Below are 16,575 nucleotides of genomic sequence, written 5' to 3'. Positions count from 1 at the left end.
TTGTTCGCAGGGCGCTTGATGACTTTCGGTTTGTCTTCGATGCGTTTCTCGATGACGTCACCGCGGTAAATCTCGAGCTCCTTCAATTCGACGCCGAGTTGACGGGCGAACGCCTTCAAGTGCTTCAAGTCCTCATCGGTCACGAGGGAGAGCACAGTCCCGGCCGCGTTTCCACGAGCCGTCCGGCCCGAGCGGTGAATGAAGTCGTCAATCGATTCGGGCAAGTCGAAATGGACGACGTGCGTCACTTCTTCGATGTCGAGGCCGCGAGCGGCAAGGCCCGTCGTGATGAGGAGTGGGTACTCGCCTTTGCGGAATTCACGGAGCGTCTCGACGCGTTCCCGTTTGCCTTTTAAGCTGTCGAGCATGCGATAGTTCACGTTCATCTTCTCGAGCTCTCCTTTTAAAGGCGGCAAGAACGAGCGGTTGTTGATGAAGGCGAGCGCTTTGACACCGTCGACGTGAGACAGACGGCGGAGTAGCTCCGGCTTGTAGCGGCGTGTCGTCAACATGTAGCCGAACGTCACTTGGTTATTCACGGCCCGCTCGATTTTAATGTGAGCCGGTTCATTCAAGAACGGTGCGGCCCAGGCGTTCAACGAATCCGTCAACGTCGCTGACACGAGCGCGATTTGGCGATTTGCTGCCGTATGCTTGATGATCCGCTCCGCGGTCTCGGTCAACCCGCTGTCGATGATTTGATCCGCTTCATCGAGAATGACCGTATGCGTCTCATGCAATTTTAATTTCTTCTTTTCAATCAATTCGACGAGACGTCCCGGTGTCCCGACGATCAAATGCGGCTTTTTCTTCAGACGATCGATTTGGCGTTTCAGTTCAACACCACCGATGAACGAGGCGATGCGGACATCACCTTTCTCTGTGAAGCGTTGGGCGACGTTTTGAATCTGCATGACGAGTTCTCGTGTCGGGGCGACGATGACGACTTGGATGCGTTCGTTCGTCGGGTCGATTTTCTCGATTGCCGGTAACAAATAGGCGAGCGTCTTCCCGGTGCCGGTCGGCGCCTCGATGGTCACGTCTTTGCCGTCAAGCAAGAGCGGGAACGCTTCTGCTTGGACCGGCATTGGTTCAGTGAAGCCGAGGCGCTCCCAGGCTTCGTTAATAAATGGTTTTGTAAAGTTCATATCAGTTCTCCTTATCGTTGGGCAAAAACAAAGGAAGCATAAGCGCTCCCTGTCTCAAATATAACGAACATGTTCGGTGTCGCCGTCAAATGACGAGCGCAGTGTCTGGGTATACGTTTGGCCGTCTTCGATGAGCGAAATGTGCACATCGATTCCGTCGGCTGTCCGTTCGATGCCTTCGAGCGTGAACCCTTGGTAGACGCGGTACTGTAACTCCGTCACCAACTGCTCATACGGTTTTAACTCGGGATGCGTCGCGACGACATCAATCGGTCGTGAGACGAGCGCGACGAGTAAGCTGTCTCGATAATCGATGAAATCTTCGTTTTCGATGTCATCATCGAAGCGAATCCAAAATCCTGCATCTTCAAATTCTGTAATGAATCCGTCACGCGATTCTCCGGCTGAATCGACTTTAAGTGAAATTCGGTCACCGACTTTCAAGTCGTGCTCAGGTGTCAATGGTTCATACGTCATGGGAAGAACCCCTTCCTCTTCTACAATGTTCTGCCTTCATTGTGTCTGAAATGCGTCAAAAATTCAAGTTCTATCCCTGAAGTGTGAGGGATATCACGCTTAAATCTGTATACTTCGTCACAGAAAACTAAGAGGAGTACAGATGACGCTGAAGTCACGCAACCATGCGCCTCATCTGTTTCAAATTTGAGTGATGGACTAGTATAACAGATAGTGAAGCGCTTACAAATAGTGAGATGTATCAACGTTCATTAGATTGTTACAACATTCACAAGTTCGTAATACATCTTGTTCACTTTTTCACGTACACTCATATTATAGAAAGCAGGCAGTTATCTCAACCTATGAGGAGTGACCAACCATGGCAACCGAAATCAAATCAGCGTGGTCAGGATTTGTTCCTGGTCAATGGACGACGGAAGTGAACGTCGGGGAGTTTATTCGATTGAACCGGCACGAGTATACGGGAGACGACCGTTTCTTGGCGGGCCCGACAGAGGCGACGGATCGTCTTTGGGCACATGTGATGGAATTGACGAAACAAGAGCGAGAACGTGGCGGGGTTTGGGATGTTGATCAACATACGCCATCGACCATCATCTCGCACGGACCAGGATACTTAGACAAAGCGTTAGAGAAAGTCGTCGGCGTTCAGACGGATGAGCCGTTCAAACGCTCAATCCACCCGAACGGCGGGATTCGGATGGTCGATGCGGCACTCGAATCGTACGGATTCGAGCCGGATCCGCAGATCACCAAAATTTATTCGGACATTCGGAAGACGCACAACCAAGGTGTCTTCGATGCGTACACGCCTGAAATGCGTGCGGCGCGGAAATCGGGGATCATTACGGGTCTTCCTGATGCATACGGACGCGGACGCATTATCGGAGACTATCGTCGCGTCGCTCTTTATGGTGTCGACTTCTTGATGGCTGAACGGAAGAAAGATTTGGCGAAGCGTGGTGGCTTCTTGTCTGAAGCCGATATTCGGACACGCGAAGAAATGTCGGAACAGCTCCGGGCGCTCCAAGAATTGAAACAGCTCGGTACGGCGTACGGGTTTGACCTCGGCCGTCCGGCGGAAAATACACAAGAGGCGTATCAATGGGTGTACCTTGCTTATCTCGCAGCCGTCAAAGAACAAAACGGGGCCGCCATGTCACTCGGACGCGTTTCGACGTTCCTCGACGTCTATGCAGAGCGTGACATCGAAGCTGGTCGTTTGACGGAGTCGGATGTCCAAGAAATCGTTGATCACTTCATTATGAAGCTTCGAATCGTCAAGTTTTTACGGACACCAGACTATAACGAACTGTTCTCCGGTGACCCGACATGGGTGACCGAGTCAATCGGTGGCATGAGTGAAGACGGTCGCTCGAACGTGACGAAGAGCTCGTTCCGCTTCCTCCATTCGCTCTCAAACCTCGGCCCGGCTCCTGAGCCGAACTTGACGGTGCTCTGGTCAACGAGATTGCCAGAAGGGTTCAAGCAATACTGCGCGAAGATGTCGATTGAGACGTCGGCTATCCAATATGAAAACGATGATCTCATGCTTCCGACGTTCGGTGACGATTATGGGATCGCCTGCTGTGTGTCGCCGATGAAAATCGGGAAACAGATGCAGTTCTTCGGCGCTCGCGCCAACATGGCGAAAGCACTCCTCTATAGCATGAACGGGGGACGCGATGAGAAGAGCGGCGACCAGATCGCACCGGCTTGGGAGATGAACACGGAAGACGTCCTCACGTACGAAAAAGTGTACGCTGACTTCGACCGGACGCTCGATTGGCTCGCTGAACTATATGTCAACACGCTCAACGTCATCCATTTCATGCACGACAAATACGCGTACGAACGTATCGAGATGGCGCTCCACGACCCTGAGATTTTACGGACGATGGCATGCGGCATCGCCGGCCTCTCGGTCACAGCCGACAGCCTGTCAGCCATCAAATATGCGACCGTGAAACCGGTCCGAAACGAACAAGGCATCGCCGTCGACTTCGAGACAGAAGGCGACTTCCCTAAATTCGGCAACAACGACGACCGTGTCGATGCGATCGCCGTCGAACTCGTTGAATCGTTCATGGAAAAAGTACGCAAGCATAAAACGTACCGTGATGCGCTCCATACGCAGTCGGTCTTGACGATCACATCAAACGTCGTCTACGGCAAGAAGACAGGGAACACACCAGACGGACGTCGCGCCGGCGAACCGTTCGCACCAGGTGCGAACCCGATGCACGGCCGGGATACGAAAGGGGCAGCCGCGTCGCTCTCATCAGTCGCGAAACTCCCGTTCGAACACGCGCAAGACGGTATCTCCTACACGTTCTCGATCGTCCCGAAAGCGCTCGGTAAAGAAGAAGTGGCACGTGAACTCAACTTGGCGGCACTCCTTGACGGTTATATGGGCGGGGCACATAAAGGCCATCACTTGAACGTCAACGTCTTCAACCGTGAGACGTTGCTCGATGCGATGGAGCATCCGGAAGAATATCCACAGCTCACGATCCGTGTCTCAGGTTACGCGGTCAACTTCATCAAGTTGACACGCGAGCAACAGATCGACGTCATCAACCGGACGTTCCACGGTTCACTGTAAACAAAGGCTTGGCGGCCTTCACTCGAGGGCCGCTCATTCGTTAGGAGGTCATTTCGATGACAATGGGATATGTACACTCGGTCGAATCGTTTGGAACCGTTGACGGCCCGGGAATTCGTTTTATCGTCTTTTTACAAGGTTGTGCGCTGCGTTGCCTCTATTGCCATAACGCTGATACGTGGGATTTCAAAAAGAATAACCATCGTTCGGCGGAGGACGTCATTCAAGAAGCGCTCAGCTATCGTCCGTTCATGGAAGCGTCAAAAGGCGGCATCACGATTTCTGGGGGCGACCCGCTCGCGCAGCCAGAGTTTTTAGAGGCGCTGTTGCGTGAGGCGAAGAAACACGGGCTCCATACGACACTCGACACGTCAGGTGCACTCCGTCCCCCTAACTTGGACGCGATTTTGGACCATACCGATCTCGTCTTGCTTGATATTAAACATATCGACGATGACATGTGTAAGAAACTGACCGGACGGAGCAACGTCAACACGCTCGCGCTCGCCGAACACTTATCCGAGCGCGGAACGAACATGTGGATTCGCCACGTCCTCGTCCCGGAATGGACACTCGATGAAGGCGCACTCCGCCGCACGGCAGCGTTCATTCAAAAACTCGATCACGTCGAGAAAGTCGAAATCTTACCGTACCATGAGATGGGCGTCTATAAATGGGAGGCGCTCGGTCTCGACTATCCGCTCAAAGGAATCAAACCACCGACGACGGAAGAAGTCGAATGGGCGGAAGGGATCTTACAAGGAACGATTTAAAAAACTGCGTAGACCAACACGGTCTGCGCAGTTTTTGGATTATAAATGCTTTTGACTCACGTGCAGCCGGATGGCTTCCTCATCGAGCGGGCGTTTGGCGACGCCGGTCTCGACGGCCGCGGTAGCGACCGCGACGGCTACGGCCGGTGCGACGCGTTCATCGAACGGACTCGGGATGACGACCCCGTTCGTCAAATCTTCCTCGGTCACTAGGTCGGCAATCGCATGGACGGCGGCTTCCTTCATTTCCTCATTGATTTCGGTCGCGCGAACGTCAAGCGCGCCGCGGAAAATGCCTGGGAAGGCGAGGACGTTGTTCACTTGGTTGGCGAAGTCCGAACGGCCGGTCGCGACGACGCGGGCGCCTGCGTTTGTCGCGAGGTCCGGCATAATCTCTGGAATCGGGTTCGCTAGGGCGAAGATGATCGGGTCGACGGCCATCGAACGGACCATGTCTTCCGTGACAGCCCCGGCCGCCGAGACGCCGATAAAGACGTCGGCCCCTTCGAGCACGTCGGCGAGCGATCCTTCGTGTTGCTTCCGGTTCGTCGCGTTGGCGATTTGGTCTTTGAACGGGTTCATCCCTTCGACGCGACCTTCGTAAATCGCGCCTTTCGTGTCGCAGATGACGAGGTCTTCGACACCGAAACGCTTCAATAATTTGGCGATGGCGATGCCGGCTGCACCGGCCCCGTTCATGACGACGCGGAGTTCCGGCATCGTCTTATCAACAAGGCGTAGCGCGTTGACGAGACCGGCCAAGACGACGATGGCCGTGCCGTGTTGGTCGTCATGGAAGACGGGAATCGGAAGCGATTGTTTCAACCGAGCCTCGATTTCAAAACACTCGGGTGCTTTGATGTCTTCTAAGTTGACCGCGCCGAACGTCGGTGCGAGCAGTTCGACCGTCCGAACGATCTCGTCGACGTCATGCGTGTCTAGGCAGATGGGGAACGCATCGACCCCGGCGAAGCTTTTGAACAAGACGGCCTTCCCTTCCATGACCGGGAGGGCGGCCTCCGGTCCGATATTCCCGAGACCGAGGACGGCACTACCATCTGAGACGACGGCGACCGTATTGGCCCGGAGTGTATAGTCATAAGATAATTCTTTATCGTCAGCGATGCGTCGGCACGGCTCGGCTACACCCGGTGAATAGGCGAGGCTGAGCGCCTCTTTCGTGTCGACGTCGACTTTCGGTGTCGTTTCCAATTTTCCGTGATGGAAAGCATGCATCTCGAGTGCGCGTTCATTCAATGTTTTCATGTCTCTCTCCCTATGGCTAAAACGATTTTGTCTATGGCGATTCGTGTATATTGTAACGAAGTAACCGCTTTCTTTCGAGGGGTTTGTGCACATTCAATGGAACAATTTCTGAACGTATGTTCATAAATATCGGACTCGTGTTAGGATATGGTACTAATCGAAGCCGTAAAAAGAAGGAGACACGGCTATTTCCGTGTCTCCCGATTCGTTATGCTTTCGTCTTTCGTTTCTTCTTCTCGGCGATGCGAGCTGCTTCCGCTTGTCGTTTCTCGGCGTAGCGGAGTTCGCGCTCGAGTTTGACGAAGCTTTGATACCGTTTCGCATCGAGCGTTCCGGATGTGATGGCGGCTCGGACGGCGCAGCCCGGTTCGTTGCCGTGCGAACAGTCGCGGAACCGACACGCCTCGGCGAGCGTCTCGATATCGCGGAACGTATCGTCAAGGTGGTCGGCCCCGTCCCAAAGTCCGAACTCGCGCATCCCGGGCGTGTCGATGACGAACAAATCGTCAATCTGGAACAGTTCGCGATGCGTCGTCGTATGCTTGCCGCGTTCATCGCTCTCGCGGACGGCCTGTGTCTCGGCGACGGTCGTCCCGGCGAGCGCGTTCGTCAGCGTCGATTTCCCGACACCGGACGAGCCGACGAGGACGATGGTGCTTCCGCCCGGCAGTGCGGCTCGCAACGCTTCCACGCCGTCCCCAGTGACTGCACTGACAGGAAAGACGTCGACCCCAGGAACCGTCAACGTGAGCTCGTCGACGAGGGCATCTGCGCTGTCGACTTGGTCCGATTTCGTCAAGACGATGAGCGGTGTGGCGCCGGTCTCCCATGCGGCGAGCGAATAACGCTCGAGGCGGCGCAGGTTGAAATCGTGGCCGCACGCCATCGTGAGTAAAATGAAATCGACGTTCGCGCAGATTAGCTGTTCGCGCGTCTCGTTGCCGGCCGCTGCCCGTGAAAGGACAGTGCGTCGTTCAAGGAGACGTCGAATCAAGCCTTGACCATGCTCGCGAACGGTGAACTCGACATAGTCGCCGATGACGGGATAGTCGCGCTCGCTCTCGGCCTCATGCCGAAATTTTCCGGAGACGCTACACGTGTAGGTTTCGTTCTCTGTCGTGACGGTGTACATATGTTGGAACTGTGCCGTGACACGTCCCGTTGTGCTTGTTGTTTGATTCAAATAGAATCCTCCCTTTAGTAGTGGAGGACAGTCGCCCTCCGATTGGCTGACAAGGTCGGTACTGCATGGATTACGGTGCTCATAAAACATCATCCTTTCGTTGTTCGATAGCAGTAGTATACCACATCGATTGAGAACGCTAACATCTCAGTCTTCAGACCGAGGGAAAACAGGCCTTCCGCTCGTCGCATCCCGAAAAATAACGTATTATGATAAGAGTGTACTTAACGAGGAGGGATGACAGATGAATCGCCAGGTGAAGCAAGTGCTGTTCATCGTGGCCGCGATCTCTTTAGTTCTCGTTCTAATCGGCTTTTTACCAAATATGATCTTATTTGGTTTGGGGGCGCTCTTAGCACTGTGGGCTGGAGTCAGATTCATGGCTGTGACACATGTCGGCGCGAAAATCGGTTACGGCGCACTCGCCGTAGTCGGGATACTCACGGTATTGTCGAATATTTGGGCGTTAATCGGAATTTTGGTAGCATGGGTCCTGTTTAAAGGGTATATGATGTATGCCAACCAAAAGCGGGATGTCGAGATTTTTAACGCGGACGGGTCGCGTGCGAGCGGAAGTAGCTTTCAATCGTTTGACCAAGTCTGGCAGAAGTTTGTAAACCGTCGCTAAGATTCACAAGGAGGATACGATGATGAAGACACCATTTGACCAGTTTCGTGATTTAGCTAATGAGTTGACGAAAGAGTTATCGAAAGAAATGAAGAAGTATCAAGATAAAGAGGCGCCGCGCTCGAGCGGTGAAGCCGAATTGAACCGTCACATCCGTGGCGCTGAAAAAGAAGCGTTGTCGGTCGAACGCCTCGTCGAGCGTCAAAAAACGTTGCTTGATGAATTGGCGACAAAACGTGATGACGCCAAACAGATGGCCGATAAGCGATACGAGCAGACGGAATTGGCGAAAAAAGCGGGTGAAGAGAAGCTTGCCGAACGGGCCGCCCTCGAGTCGAAGCATTACGGGGAACAATACCGCTACTTCGAAGGGTTGATCGATGAAGGAACGCGTGAACTCGATGCCCTCGAGCGTCGTGCCCTCGAGATGCGTTTGAAACTCGATGAGATGCAAAACAAACGTTACGAGTTCGCGATGCGTCAAAACATGGACTTGTTGAAAGGGGCACTCGACCAAATTTTCGGGGCAGACACGTCGAAATCGCATCCGTTCACAGAAGAGGAAGAGAAGAAAGAGTCAACTCCAGAAGAATCAATCGATTCGGCAGACGAAGATGACTTTGAAGCAAAACTGAAAGAACTTGAGCGTCGTTTCAAACAAGACTGACGCGACGGTTCAGCGATGGTCCGAGATGGATTCGGGCCATCGCTTCTTTGCTTCATATTACATATCGGGAGAGGAGGAAGCCGGGTGGAACGTTGGAACACACGCCAAATTATCGGATTTATGATTATCTTATTTGCCATCGGTCTATTCATCGACATCGTCACAGGCGGCAATAGCGTCTTGTTCAGCATGATTTTACCGTTACTTTTGCTTTACATCGGACGTCGCTTTAGCCGGAAAGGCAACCAGCCGGTCAGCTATGTCTTTTATGGCATCGGTGGCATCATGCTCGTCGGACTCATCTTCTCATCGGCCGCTTTCGGATTTGTCTTGTCAGGACTCTTACTCATGTTCGGATATCGTCTTTATAAAAATCGTCCAATCGAATCGAATCGATTCCGCACACACCTCCGGCAAGAACAGGCGTTTTCGTTCGGCACAAAAGAGTCGGGACATTACGTGTTGAAAGACACGAACGAGTTCTTCTTGCTGCGTGACGTCGAAATGGACTTGTCTCGCGCCATCATCCCGGAAGGAGAGACGTTCTTACTGTTGAACGGACTAACTGGTGACGTCCGGATCTTGATTCCGGCAGGGTACGATTATTCGATTGATGCCTCGATTGGATTTGGTAAGATTCAAGTCGATGAATCGAACTATTCGCCGGTGTTCAATCGCCGTTTCTATACGGCGTCGGACGACTATCCGACGGCGACGCGCAAAGTCCGGATTCATATCGTGCTCATGAGCGGAAGTGTCGAGGTGATGACGGTATGAAAAAAGATTCTTACCCAAGGACGGTCGTCTGGCATCAACTATTTAGTAGCTTGTTGACGGCGCTGTTCGTCACATTAGCCTTTTTAATAGGTGACTCGACTTCACTCCGAGATTTGTTCACGCGTGAAGAAGGGTTGCCTTTCGGTGTGTCCATCCTCGTCATCGCCGTTTTGATTGGCAGTGTGTTCGGGGTCGGGTCCTACTTTTACTTACGCCGCGATTTTCGGGAAGTCGCGAACGCTTTATGGAAACTAGAGAACCAAAAAGAAATTACGTTTCGTCCGCTGTCCCCATATCGTGACACGTTAGAACGAATCGTCCGCATCAGCAAACAACGGACCGAAATGGTCGAAGTCGCCAAACGCGTCGGGGATCGTCCTGTCAGCGTCGAGGAGGCGCGGAGTGAAGCGGTCGTCGAAGAGCGTCGCCGTGTCGCCCGCGAGTTGCACGATTCGGTCAGTCAACAGTTGTACGCCATCTCGATGATGACGACTGCAGCGAAGCAGACGATTGACGTCAAACCGGACGTCGCCGCCAAACAGATTGCACAAGTCGAGGTCATGGCCCAAACCGCCCAAGCCGAGATGCGTTCGCTTCTTTTGCAACTGCGTCCGGTCGAGCTCGAAGGGATGACGCTGAAGACCGGGATTGAACGGTTGTTAGAAGAGTTGTCTCGTAAACAATCGACGGAACTCGTCTGGCGGCTCGAAGAAGTTCATTTGTCCCGTCACACGGAGAACGAACTGTTTCGCATCGTCCAAGAAGCGATTAGCAACACCCTCCGTCACGCCAAGGCGAAGCGGCTCGAGATTGAGATGCGGACCGTCCAACAGACGGTCATCTTGAAAATCAATGATGACGGCATCGGGTTTAATGTCGATGATACACAAGTCGCCTCATATGGCTTACAATCGATAAGAGAGAGAACGGCCGAGGTCGGTGGGACGTTACGTCTCGTCAGTGTGCCTGGTGCCGGTACTCAAATTGAAATGCGCGTGAAACAACAAGTGGAGGGATTGGAATGATTCGAGTCGTATTAATTGATGACCACGAGATGGTCCGGGCCGGGGTGTCGGCTTTCTTGTCGACGCAACCGGACATCGAAGTCGTCGGCGAGGCCTCCGACGGGGCGACGGGCGCGGAGCTCGCGATCGCGGAGAAACCGGATGTCGTCTTGATGGACCTCGTCATGGAGCCGGTCGACGGGGTCGAGTCGACGAAACGCATCAAAGCGAGTTGGAAAGAAGCGAAGATTTTAGTCGTCACGAGTTTCTTAGACGATGAAAAAGTGTACCCGGTCATCGAGGCGGGGGCGATGAGTTACGTCTTGAAGACGGCGAACGCCAACGAGATTGCCGACGCGATTCGCCAGACAGCGGCGGGGAATCCCGTCATGGCCGCGCAAGTGACCGGTAAGATGCTCGAGCGTCTCCGTCATCCAGAAACGACGCTTCATGAGAGTCTGACGGCACGGGAACGTGAGATTTTACAACTGATGGCTGAAGGGAAAGCAAATCAAGTCATCGCCGATGAATTGTACATTTCGCTCAAGACGGTGAAGACACACGTGTCGAACATTTTGACGAAGCTCGACGTATATGACCGGACCCAAGCCGTCGTCTATGCGTTCCAGCACAACTTGGTGAGCAAATGAGCGGTGTCGTGATTCCGACGTTAGAAACGGAACGGCTGACGTTGCGGCCGCTCGAGGTGGTCGATGCAGGTCGGCTGTTCCCAATCTTTTCGAACGCGACCGTATTGAAGCATTACGGCATGGAGCCGCACGCCACAGTGGATGAGACGGTTCAAATGGTGACGAACATGGTCGAGGGGATGCGGGCGGGGACGGTCATCCGTTGGGGAATCGTTCGCAAAGACGACTTGACGTTGATTGGGACCATCGGCTTTCATAATCTCGTTCCACGCCACCGCCGCGCCGAGGTCGGATATGAGATTCACCCGGACTATTGGCGTAACGGCTATGCGTCCGAGGCGTTGCAAACGACGCTCGACTATTCAAGCCGCGTGGCAGCGTTTGATCGAATCGGGGCAGTCGTCTATACAGAGAACGTCGCCTCACAACACATGCTTGAGCGGAACGGGTTCATACGCGAAGGCACGCTCCGACACTACATGCGCCAAGATGGCAGGGCACATGACGTTTATATGTATAGCTACATACACGAAAGGCAGGATCACGAATGATCCTGCCTTTTAGCGTTTCTGGGCCTCTATTTGTTCGTCAATTTCTGATAGGTATTCCCATCGTTCCATCTTCGAATCGAGCGCTTCTTTCAACGTCGAGATTTCGGCATAAATCTCATTCACTTTTCTTATGTCGCTCCCGGCATCGGCCAAGCGTGCCTCAGCTGTCTCGATGGCAGACTCGAGTGAGGCGATGTCGTCCTCAATCGTTTCCCATTCCTTCTGTTCTTTGAACGTGAATTTGACGACGTCCGTCTTGACGCGTTCTTTCTTCTCTTTCGGTTCCTTTTTCGCCTGCACCTTCGTCTCGACGAGCGAGGCTAAATAGTCGCTATATTCGGCATGATAGACGTTGATTGAGCCGTCTTCGAACGCGATCAGTTGGCCGGCGATTCGATCTAAGAAATAGCGGTCGTGGCTGACGGCGATGACGGTTCCGGGGAAAGATTCCAAATAGTCCTCGAGAACGGATAACGTCTCGGTATCGAGGTCGTTCGTCGGTTCGTCCAAGAACAAGACGTTCGGCTCGTCCATCAAAATGCGGAGAAGGACGAGACGTCGTTTCTCGCCACCGGACAGCTTCGCAATCGGTTTATATTGCGCATCCGGCGTGAATAAGAACCGCTCGAGCATTTGGCTCGCCGTAATCGATTCACCGTCCGGGGTGTGAATCACTTGCGCGATGCGTTCGATTTCATCGATGACACGGCGTGACAAGTCCTCGAATTCGACTTGTTGCCCGTAATAGCCGAGATGGACCGTCTCGCCATGCACGACCGTGCCGGACGTCGGCTCGAGCCGCTTGGCGAGGAGGTTCATGAGCGTCGTCTTACCACTTCCGTTCGGGCCGACGATGCCGTACCGTTCACGGCGACCGAACAACCAGTTGAACTCACGGATGATGGGCGTGTCGTCATATTGGAACAACAGGTGTTCGACTTCAATCACCTTTTTCCCGAGACGGCGCGATCCGACGGATACCTCGAGTACCTCGTCTTCGGCGAGCGACTCCTGATGCTTCAAGTCTTCGACGCGTTGAATCCGGGCCTTTTGTTTCGTCGTCCGTGCTTTGGCGCCACGTCGGAGCCAAGCGAGTTCACGTCGCAGGATGTTCTGACGTTTTTGTTCCATCGATTGCGTCCGCGCTTTTCGTTCGGCCCGTTTCTCGAGAAACAGCTCATAGTTCCCGTCATAGAAATAGCTCGTCCCGTCCGCAATCTCCAAAATGTGGTTCGTGACACGATTTAAGAAGTAGCGGTCGTGCGTGATGAGTAGGATGGCACCACGATAGTCCGCGAGCACCGTCTCGAGCCAAGCGATCGTATCGGCGTCGAGTTCGTTCGTCGGCTCGTCGAGTAAGAGCAAGTCCGCTTCGTCGAGCAGCGCCGCAGCGAGGGCGACCCGCTTTTGTTGACCACCCGACAGAGAACTGACGTCAGCCGTCACGTCCGGAAGTCCGAGCCGGTTTAAAATCGATTTTAATTTCGCCTCGGTTTCCCACGCGTCAGCGGCATCGACAGCTTGTTGGGCTTTCATGAACCGCTCGAGCCGCTGCTCGCTCGCCGGATCGGCTTCGAGTTGTTGCCGCGCCTGTTCATATGCTTTTAACGCCAGGACGGACGGAGTCTCGCTCGTGAACAGCGCATCTAAAATGGTTTGGTCAGGTGCGAATTCGACCGTCTGTGTCAAATAACGGATTCGGTAGTCGTTCGGGTGTTGCATCGTGCCGCGGTCGGCCGTCTCCACCCCGGCAATGATTTTCATAAAGGTGGATTTTCCAGAGCCGTTGACGCCGATGATGCCAATCCGATTCCCTGGGTGAATCGTCATCGTTACGTCGTCGAATAGGACTTTATCGGCAAACTCTTTATGGATCCCTTCGATGGTGAGTAAACTCATGACACATCTCCTTCTACGATTTGACGAATCGCGGCTTCGACCGTGGCGGCGACTTCCTTATTCGGGATATCGGCCGGATTGATGGCCGGAAGGAACGTCACGTCAACCGTGCCGGGCGTGATACGGTTTTTCGTCTCGAGTAGATGGTGGCTACCTTGAATCGCGACCGGGACGATTTTGGCACCGCTCGAAGTGGCGAGTGTCAGACTGCCGGCTTTGAATCCTTTCATCGGTCCGCCTTTCGAGCGTGTGCCTTCTGGGAAGATGATGATGGACTGTCCGGACTTAATCGTCTCGACGCCAGAGCGAATCGCCTTGATGGATTGCCGGCGGTCACTCCGGTCGATAAAGATACAACCCATCAGCTCCATCCAATGCGGGATAATTGGGAATTTTTGAACTTCGATTTTTGAAATGAACGCTTTCGGGTGTTTCGTCGCCGTGATCATAATCGGAACGTCGAAGTTTCCTTGGTGGTTCGCGACGTAGACGACCGGTTCGTTCGGGATGTTTTCGAGTCCCTTCACACGAACGTTCGCCCCGGCAACCTTTAATAAAAAGGTGGCCCATTTATAGGCGATGTCTTGCACGTAACGATAGCGGGCCGGTACCTCGATCGTGCTTGCCTTCTTTAAAAAACGGCAATGTCACTGGAAGTACGGCAAAAAAATGAGAAAAACCAAATAGCGGTGCGAATCATACATTTGTCTCCTTTCCATGTAGCGCGCAATAAGAAAGAGTCTTCTTCTCGAATGGAGAATCCGACTCTACGACATGAAACCTTATTCCCAGAAGCGAGAATCGCTTTCCTCTTCTTCTTCCTCGAGTTCGAACGTCATTCGTTTATTCACCGGATCGACGACGAAGTAAGCACCGTCTTGCTCGATGCTTTTGATTTGCATCGCTTGATCGTTCCCGATTTCAAGCGTGAGCCGAATCCGGTTGTCATCGTCGACGAGCAAGATCCCGTCTTCTTTTAACCACAGTTCCATGACCGGTGAATAGCGTAAGATCCATTCGTTCGATAAGGGGATTTCATTCATACGTGTGTGTGCCTCCTACGGTTCAAATCCGTTATGCGATCTACTATCTTCATTAGAATAACAAAACTGACCGTCGAAGACGAGTGTTATGTAGAGCGTTTGCGCGAGCTAGAGTGCATCCGGGCGACGATTCGATTTATTCGCTTTTGGTCACGTCGTTCTTTGAGCAGGTTGTTCGTTTGCGCAATCAACTGCTTGCATGAAGACAACCCCATCGCGAGCAGCGCTGCGAATAAGAACGTGCCGATCGGGTCCTTGAAAAAACCGGTTTGGAACGAGACGGATAAACCGACGACCGAAACAATCGTGGCGAGAAAGTAAAATAGCATGAGTGACTCTTCCTTTCCGACAAGATTCAAAAAGTGCCGAACGTTAAATTCGTTCGACAATCGCCAGATAAATTCCTTTTTCTGTCGAACAAAAGAAAAAAACGCCTTCCCGAACGGAGAGGCGTTTCACTCTTGAACCATTGTGACCGATGAAGACACGTTCGTGTCGACACCGTTTGAGAAAATGAAGCTAAGTGATGCGAGAAGGGCGAAGAACGTAATCAATAGCCCCTTCATAAAGCGTTTCGCAAATGAGCGAGATTGAACATCAAACATTTTATATCCCCCGTTCGGCCATGGCTGAAACCTAATTGTTAAACAACACTCCTCTTATAATAACGTTTTCAAAATGTGGATACTAGATGGGAATATGCCGTTCACAAAATTGTCACAATCATTTGAACATTATCGGCATAAGACGGTCTTTTTTTCCTTCATATGAGGGTTTGTGTTCACAATTTGGTCACATTCGGTTGGGGTAAGAAAAACGAACGTGATATGATTAGGAACGTGTGTAGGTAGGTATACTGACAGTAATAGAAGAAAAAAGGATGTGGATGTTATGGCATTACGCGCAGGAGAAGTCGTGGACTTGGTCGCAGAACGTTCCGCTGATTTCGGTGTGTTCATCGGAAACGGTCGCGAAGAGGTACTACTTCATCGAAAAGAGCAAACAGAAGAAGTCACGGTCGGACAGACCGTACGTGTCTTCCTCTATCACGATTCAGAAGGGCGTCTCGCTTCGACGATGACGATCCCGAACGTGACGTTTGACGAGTATGAATGGTTCGAAGTGACGGGCGTCCGTTACAATACGGGTGTGTTCGTCAATATCGGGATTCAAAAAGACGTGCTCGTCTCACAAGACGACCTTCCGGAAAATCGGTCGTACTGGCCAAAAGAAGGCGACAAGCTATGTGTCCGTCTCAAGTACGACCAAAAAGGGCGCCTCTTGGGCGACCCGGCTCCTTACGCTTACTTGAATTTATTGGCCCGTCCCGCAAAAGAAGAGTGGGGCAATCAGGACGTATCGGCAATCGTGTTGAACAAGCGAGACGTCGGGGTCAACGTTTGGGTCGAGAACGAGTCGCTCGGTTTCTTGCATGAAGCAGAAATGACACGTTGGCCACGCCTCGGTGAGCAGTTGACGGTCCGCGTGACGAAAGTGAAACAAGACGGTACGGTGCTCGTCTCGATGAAGCCGCGTGCGTATGAAGCGATTGAAGGGGATGCAGGAAACGTTCTCTCTTATATTGAAGAACGAGGTGGCCAAATGCCTTATGGCGATAAGACGGCACCTGACATCATCGACCGTGAGTTCGGGATGAGCAAAGCAGCGTTCAAACGCGCGCTCGGCAAACTGTTAAAAGAAAAGCGAGTTGAAAAGCTCGACAACGGCTACAAATTGAAATAAGATTACTCATGTTGACGCGGTCGTGAAAAGTTTTAGAATGTATTTCTTTCATTTTAGAAACGAATACGTTATAGTTAGTAAAGTTGACTAAGAGGAAACATTGAAAGAACGTCTGTTGAACGAACTCTCAGACGTTTTTTGTATGAACAAAGGAGAAT

Annotated in this window: 18 protein-coding genes; 9 read left to right on the top strand and 9 right to left on the bottom strand. The window is 52.5% G+C overall.

The features are described 5' to 3' along the window. On the bottom strand, nucleotides 1–1,148 hold a 1,148-nt coding region (locus DI14_RS00640; RefSeq protein ID WP_034803898.1), incomplete at its 3' end, for a DEAD/DEAH box helicase. A gap of 54 nt (nucleotides 1,149–1,202) precedes the next feature. Continuing rightward, nucleotides 1,203–1,625 (bottom strand): hypothetical protein, encoded by a 423-nt coding sequence (locus tag DI14_RS00635; RefSeq protein WP_034803896.1) that lies wholly within the window; start codon nucleotides 1,623–1,625, stop codon nucleotides 1,203–1,205. Nucleotides 1,626–1,986: 361 nt separating this feature from the next. Here DI14_RS00635 and pflB point away from each other — a divergent pair, with 361 nt between their 5' ends. Together pflB and pflA are read left to right on the top strand one after the other, a co-directional pair. Then, nucleotides 1,987–4,233, top strand: a complete 2,247-nt coding sequence (gene pflB, locus DI14_RS00630; RefSeq protein WP_034803894.1) for a formate C-acetyltransferase — start codon at nucleotides 1,987–1,989, stop codon at nucleotides 4,231–4,233. A gap of 56 nt (nucleotides 4,234–4,289) precedes the next feature. Then, on the top strand, nucleotides 4,290–5,006 hold the full coding sequence (gene pflA / locus DI14_RS00625) for a pyruvate formate-lyase-activating protein (RefSeq protein ID WP_034803892.1): 717 nt from the start codon (nucleotides 4,290–4,292) through the stop codon (nucleotides 5,004–5,006). A 39-nt stretch (nucleotides 5,007–5,045) separates the two neighbouring features. Here the strand turns inward: pflA and DI14_RS00620 are convergent, their stop codons facing one another. Then, nucleotides 5,046–6,272 (bottom strand): NADP-dependent malic enzyme, encoded by a 1,227-nt coding sequence (locus tag DI14_RS00620; RefSeq protein ID WP_034803890.1) that lies wholly within the window; start codon nucleotides 6,270–6,272, stop codon nucleotides 5,046–5,048. 208 nt (nucleotides 6,273–6,480) lie between these two features. Further along, on the bottom strand, nucleotides 6,481–7,455 hold the full coding sequence (gene rsgA, locus DI14_RS00615) for a ribosome small subunit-dependent GTPase A (RefSeq protein ID WP_034803887.1): 975 nt from the start codon (nucleotides 7,453–7,455) through the stop codon (nucleotides 6,481–6,483). Between the two features lie 244 nt (nucleotides 7,456–7,699). Between rsgA and DI14_RS00610 the strand changes: the two genes are divergently transcribed. The 6 genes from DI14_RS00610 (at nucleotide 7,700) to DI14_RS00585 (ending at nucleotide 11,732) form a co-directional block, all read left to right on the top strand. Beyond that, nucleotides 7,700–8,083, top strand: a complete 384-nt coding sequence (locus tag DI14_RS00610) for a hypothetical protein (RefSeq protein ID WP_024371646.1) — start codon at nucleotides 7,700–7,702, stop codon at nucleotides 8,081–8,083. Nucleotides 8,084–8,105: 22 nt separating this feature from the next. After that, on the top strand, nucleotides 8,106–8,750 hold the full coding sequence (locus DI14_RS00605) for a PspA/IM30 family protein (protein WP_034803884.1): 645 nt from the start codon (nucleotides 8,106–8,108) through the stop codon (nucleotides 8,748–8,750). An 84-nt stretch (nucleotides 8,751–8,834) separates the two neighbouring features. Further along, the gene (gene liaF / locus DI14_RS00600) at nucleotides 8,835–9,527 is read left to right on the top strand and encodes a cell wall-active antibiotics response protein LiaF (protein WP_034803881.1); all 693 of its coding nucleotides are present in this window, start codon (nucleotides 8,835–8,837) and stop codon (nucleotides 9,525–9,527) included. Beyond that, nucleotides 9,524–10,552, top strand: coding sequence for a sensor histidine kinase (locus DI14_RS00595; protein ID WP_034803879.1), 1,029 nt, complete (start codon nucleotides 9,524–9,526; stop codon nucleotides 10,550–10,552). Before liaF ends, DI14_RS00595 begins: the two co-directional genes overlap by 4 nt. Continuing rightward, the gene (locus DI14_RS00590) at nucleotides 10,549–11,181 is read left to right on the top strand and encodes a response regulator transcription factor (protein WP_024371642.1); all 633 of its coding nucleotides are present in this window, start codon (nucleotides 10,549–10,551) and stop codon (nucleotides 11,179–11,181) included. The genes DI14_RS00595 and DI14_RS00590 overlap by 4 nt, the downstream gene beginning before the upstream one ends. An 8-nt stretch (nucleotides 11,182–11,189) precedes the next feature. Continuing rightward, the gene (locus DI14_RS00585; protein ID WP_034803906.1) at nucleotides 11,190–11,732 is read left to right on the top strand and encodes a GNAT family N-acetyltransferase; all 543 of its coding nucleotides are present in this window, start codon (nucleotides 11,190–11,192) and stop codon (nucleotides 11,730–11,732) included. Between the two features lie 9 nt (nucleotides 11,733–11,741). On the opposite strand, the gene DI14_RS00580 is transcribed toward DI14_RS00585, so the two are convergent. The 5 genes from DI14_RS00580 to DI14_RS15485 form a co-directional block, all read right to left on the bottom strand. After that, nucleotides 11,742–13,631 (bottom strand): ABC-F family ATP-binding cassette domain-containing protein, encoded by a 1,890-nt coding sequence (locus DI14_RS00580; RefSeq protein WP_034803876.1) that lies wholly within the window; start codon nucleotides 13,629–13,631, stop codon nucleotides 11,742–11,744. Beyond that, nucleotides 13,628–14,158: a 1-acyl-sn-glycerol-3-phosphate acyltransferase gene (locus DI14_RS14935; RefSeq protein WP_235193360.1), complete on the bottom strand. Its 531-nt coding sequence runs from the start codon at nucleotides 14,156–14,158 to the stop codon at nucleotides 13,628–13,630. The genes DI14_RS00580 and DI14_RS14935 overlap by 4 nt, the downstream gene beginning before the upstream one ends. Before the next feature lie 255 nt (nucleotides 14,159–14,413). Continuing rightward, the gene (locus DI14_RS00570; protein WP_034803873.1) at nucleotides 14,414–14,674 is read right to left on the bottom strand and encodes a hypothetical protein; all 261 of its coding nucleotides are present in this window, start codon (nucleotides 14,672–14,674) and stop codon (nucleotides 14,414–14,416) included. An 86-nt stretch (nucleotides 14,675–14,760) separates the two neighbouring features. Further along, nucleotides 14,761–15,003 carry a hypothetical protein gene (locus DI14_RS00565; protein WP_034803870.1) on the bottom strand — a complete coding sequence of 81 codons (243 nt, stop codon included), beginning with the start codon at nucleotides 15,001–15,003 and terminating at the stop codon, nucleotides 14,761–14,763. A 126-nt stretch (nucleotides 15,004–15,129) separates the two neighbouring features. Then, nucleotides 15,130–15,279 carry a hypothetical protein gene (locus tag DI14_RS15485; protein WP_167331252.1) on the bottom strand — a complete coding sequence of 50 codons (150 nt, stop codon included), beginning with the start codon at nucleotides 15,277–15,279 and terminating at the stop codon, nucleotides 15,130–15,132. A gap of 286 nt (nucleotides 15,280–15,565) precedes the next feature. On the opposite strand from DI14_RS15485, the gene DI14_RS00560 reads away from it, so the two are divergent. Beyond that, nucleotides 15,566–16,417: a S1 RNA-binding domain-containing protein gene (locus tag DI14_RS00560; RefSeq protein ID WP_034803867.1), complete on the top strand. Its 852-nt coding sequence runs from the start codon at nucleotides 15,566–15,568 to the stop codon at nucleotides 16,415–16,417. The last annotated feature ends 158 nt before the right edge of the window (nucleotides 16,418–16,575 follow it).

The organism is Exiguobacterium sp. AB2, from assembly GCF_000696055.1.
GTDB lineage: Bacteria > Bacillota > Bacilli > Exiguobacteriales > Exiguobacteriaceae > Exiguobacterium > Exiguobacterium alkaliphilum.
The sequence above is the reverse complement of the archived record's forward strand: the minus strand, read 5'-3'. Positions and strand labels throughout refer to the sequence as shown.

What these genes read in the sequence shown, in the direction of transcription:
- DI14_RS00605 (WP_034803884.1), top strand. Translation starts at nt 8,106, where the DNA reads ATGAAGACACCATTTGACCAGTTTCGTGATTTAGCTAATGAGTTGACG.
- DI14_RS00580 (WP_034803876.1), bottom strand. Translation starts at nt 13,631, where the DNA reads ATGAGTTTACTCACCATCGAAGGGATCCATAAAGAGTTTGCCGATAAA.
- DI14_RS00610 (WP_024371646.1), top strand. Translation starts at nt 7,700, where the DNA reads ATGAATCGCCAGGTGAAGCAAGTGCTGTTCATCGTGGCCGCGATCTCT.
- DI14_RS00620 (WP_034803890.1), bottom strand. Translation starts at nt 6,272, where the DNA reads ATGAAAACATTGAATGAACGCGCACTCGAGATGCATGCTTTCCATCAC.
- DI14_RS15485 (WP_167331252.1), bottom strand. Translation starts at nt 15,279, where the DNA reads ATGTTTGATGTTCAATCTCGCTCATTTGCGAAACGCTTTATGAAGGGG.
- DI14_RS00565 (WP_034803870.1), bottom strand. Translation starts at nt 15,003, where the DNA reads ATGCTATTTTACTTTCTCGCCACGATTGTTTCGGTCGTCGGTTTATCC.
- DI14_RS00595 (WP_034803879.1), top strand. Translation starts at nt 9,524, where the DNA reads ATGAAAAAAGATTCTTACCCAAGGACGGTCGTCTGGCATCAACTATTT.
- DI14_RS00560 (WP_034803867.1), top strand. Translation starts at nt 15,566, where the DNA reads ATGGCATTACGCGCAGGAGAAGTCGTGGACTTGGTCGCAGAACGTTCC.
- DI14_RS00570 (WP_034803873.1), bottom strand. Translation starts at nt 14,674, where the DNA reads ATGAATGAAATCCCCTTATCGAACGAATGGATCTTACGCTATTCACCG.
- pflB (WP_034803894.1), top strand. Translation starts at nt 1,987, where the DNA reads ATGGCAACCGAAATCAAATCAGCGTGGTCAGGATTTGTTCCTGGTCAA.
- pflA (WP_034803892.1), top strand. Translation starts at nt 4,290, where the DNA reads ATGACAATGGGATATGTACACTCGGTCGAATCGTTTGGAACCGTTGAC.
- DI14_RS00635 (WP_034803896.1), bottom strand. Translation starts at nt 1,625, where the DNA reads ATGACGTATGAACCATTGACACCTGAGCACGACTTGAAAGTCGGTGAC.
- DI14_RS00590 (WP_024371642.1), top strand. Translation starts at nt 10,549, where the DNA reads ATGATTCGAGTCGTATTAATTGATGACCACGAGATGGTCCGGGCCGGG.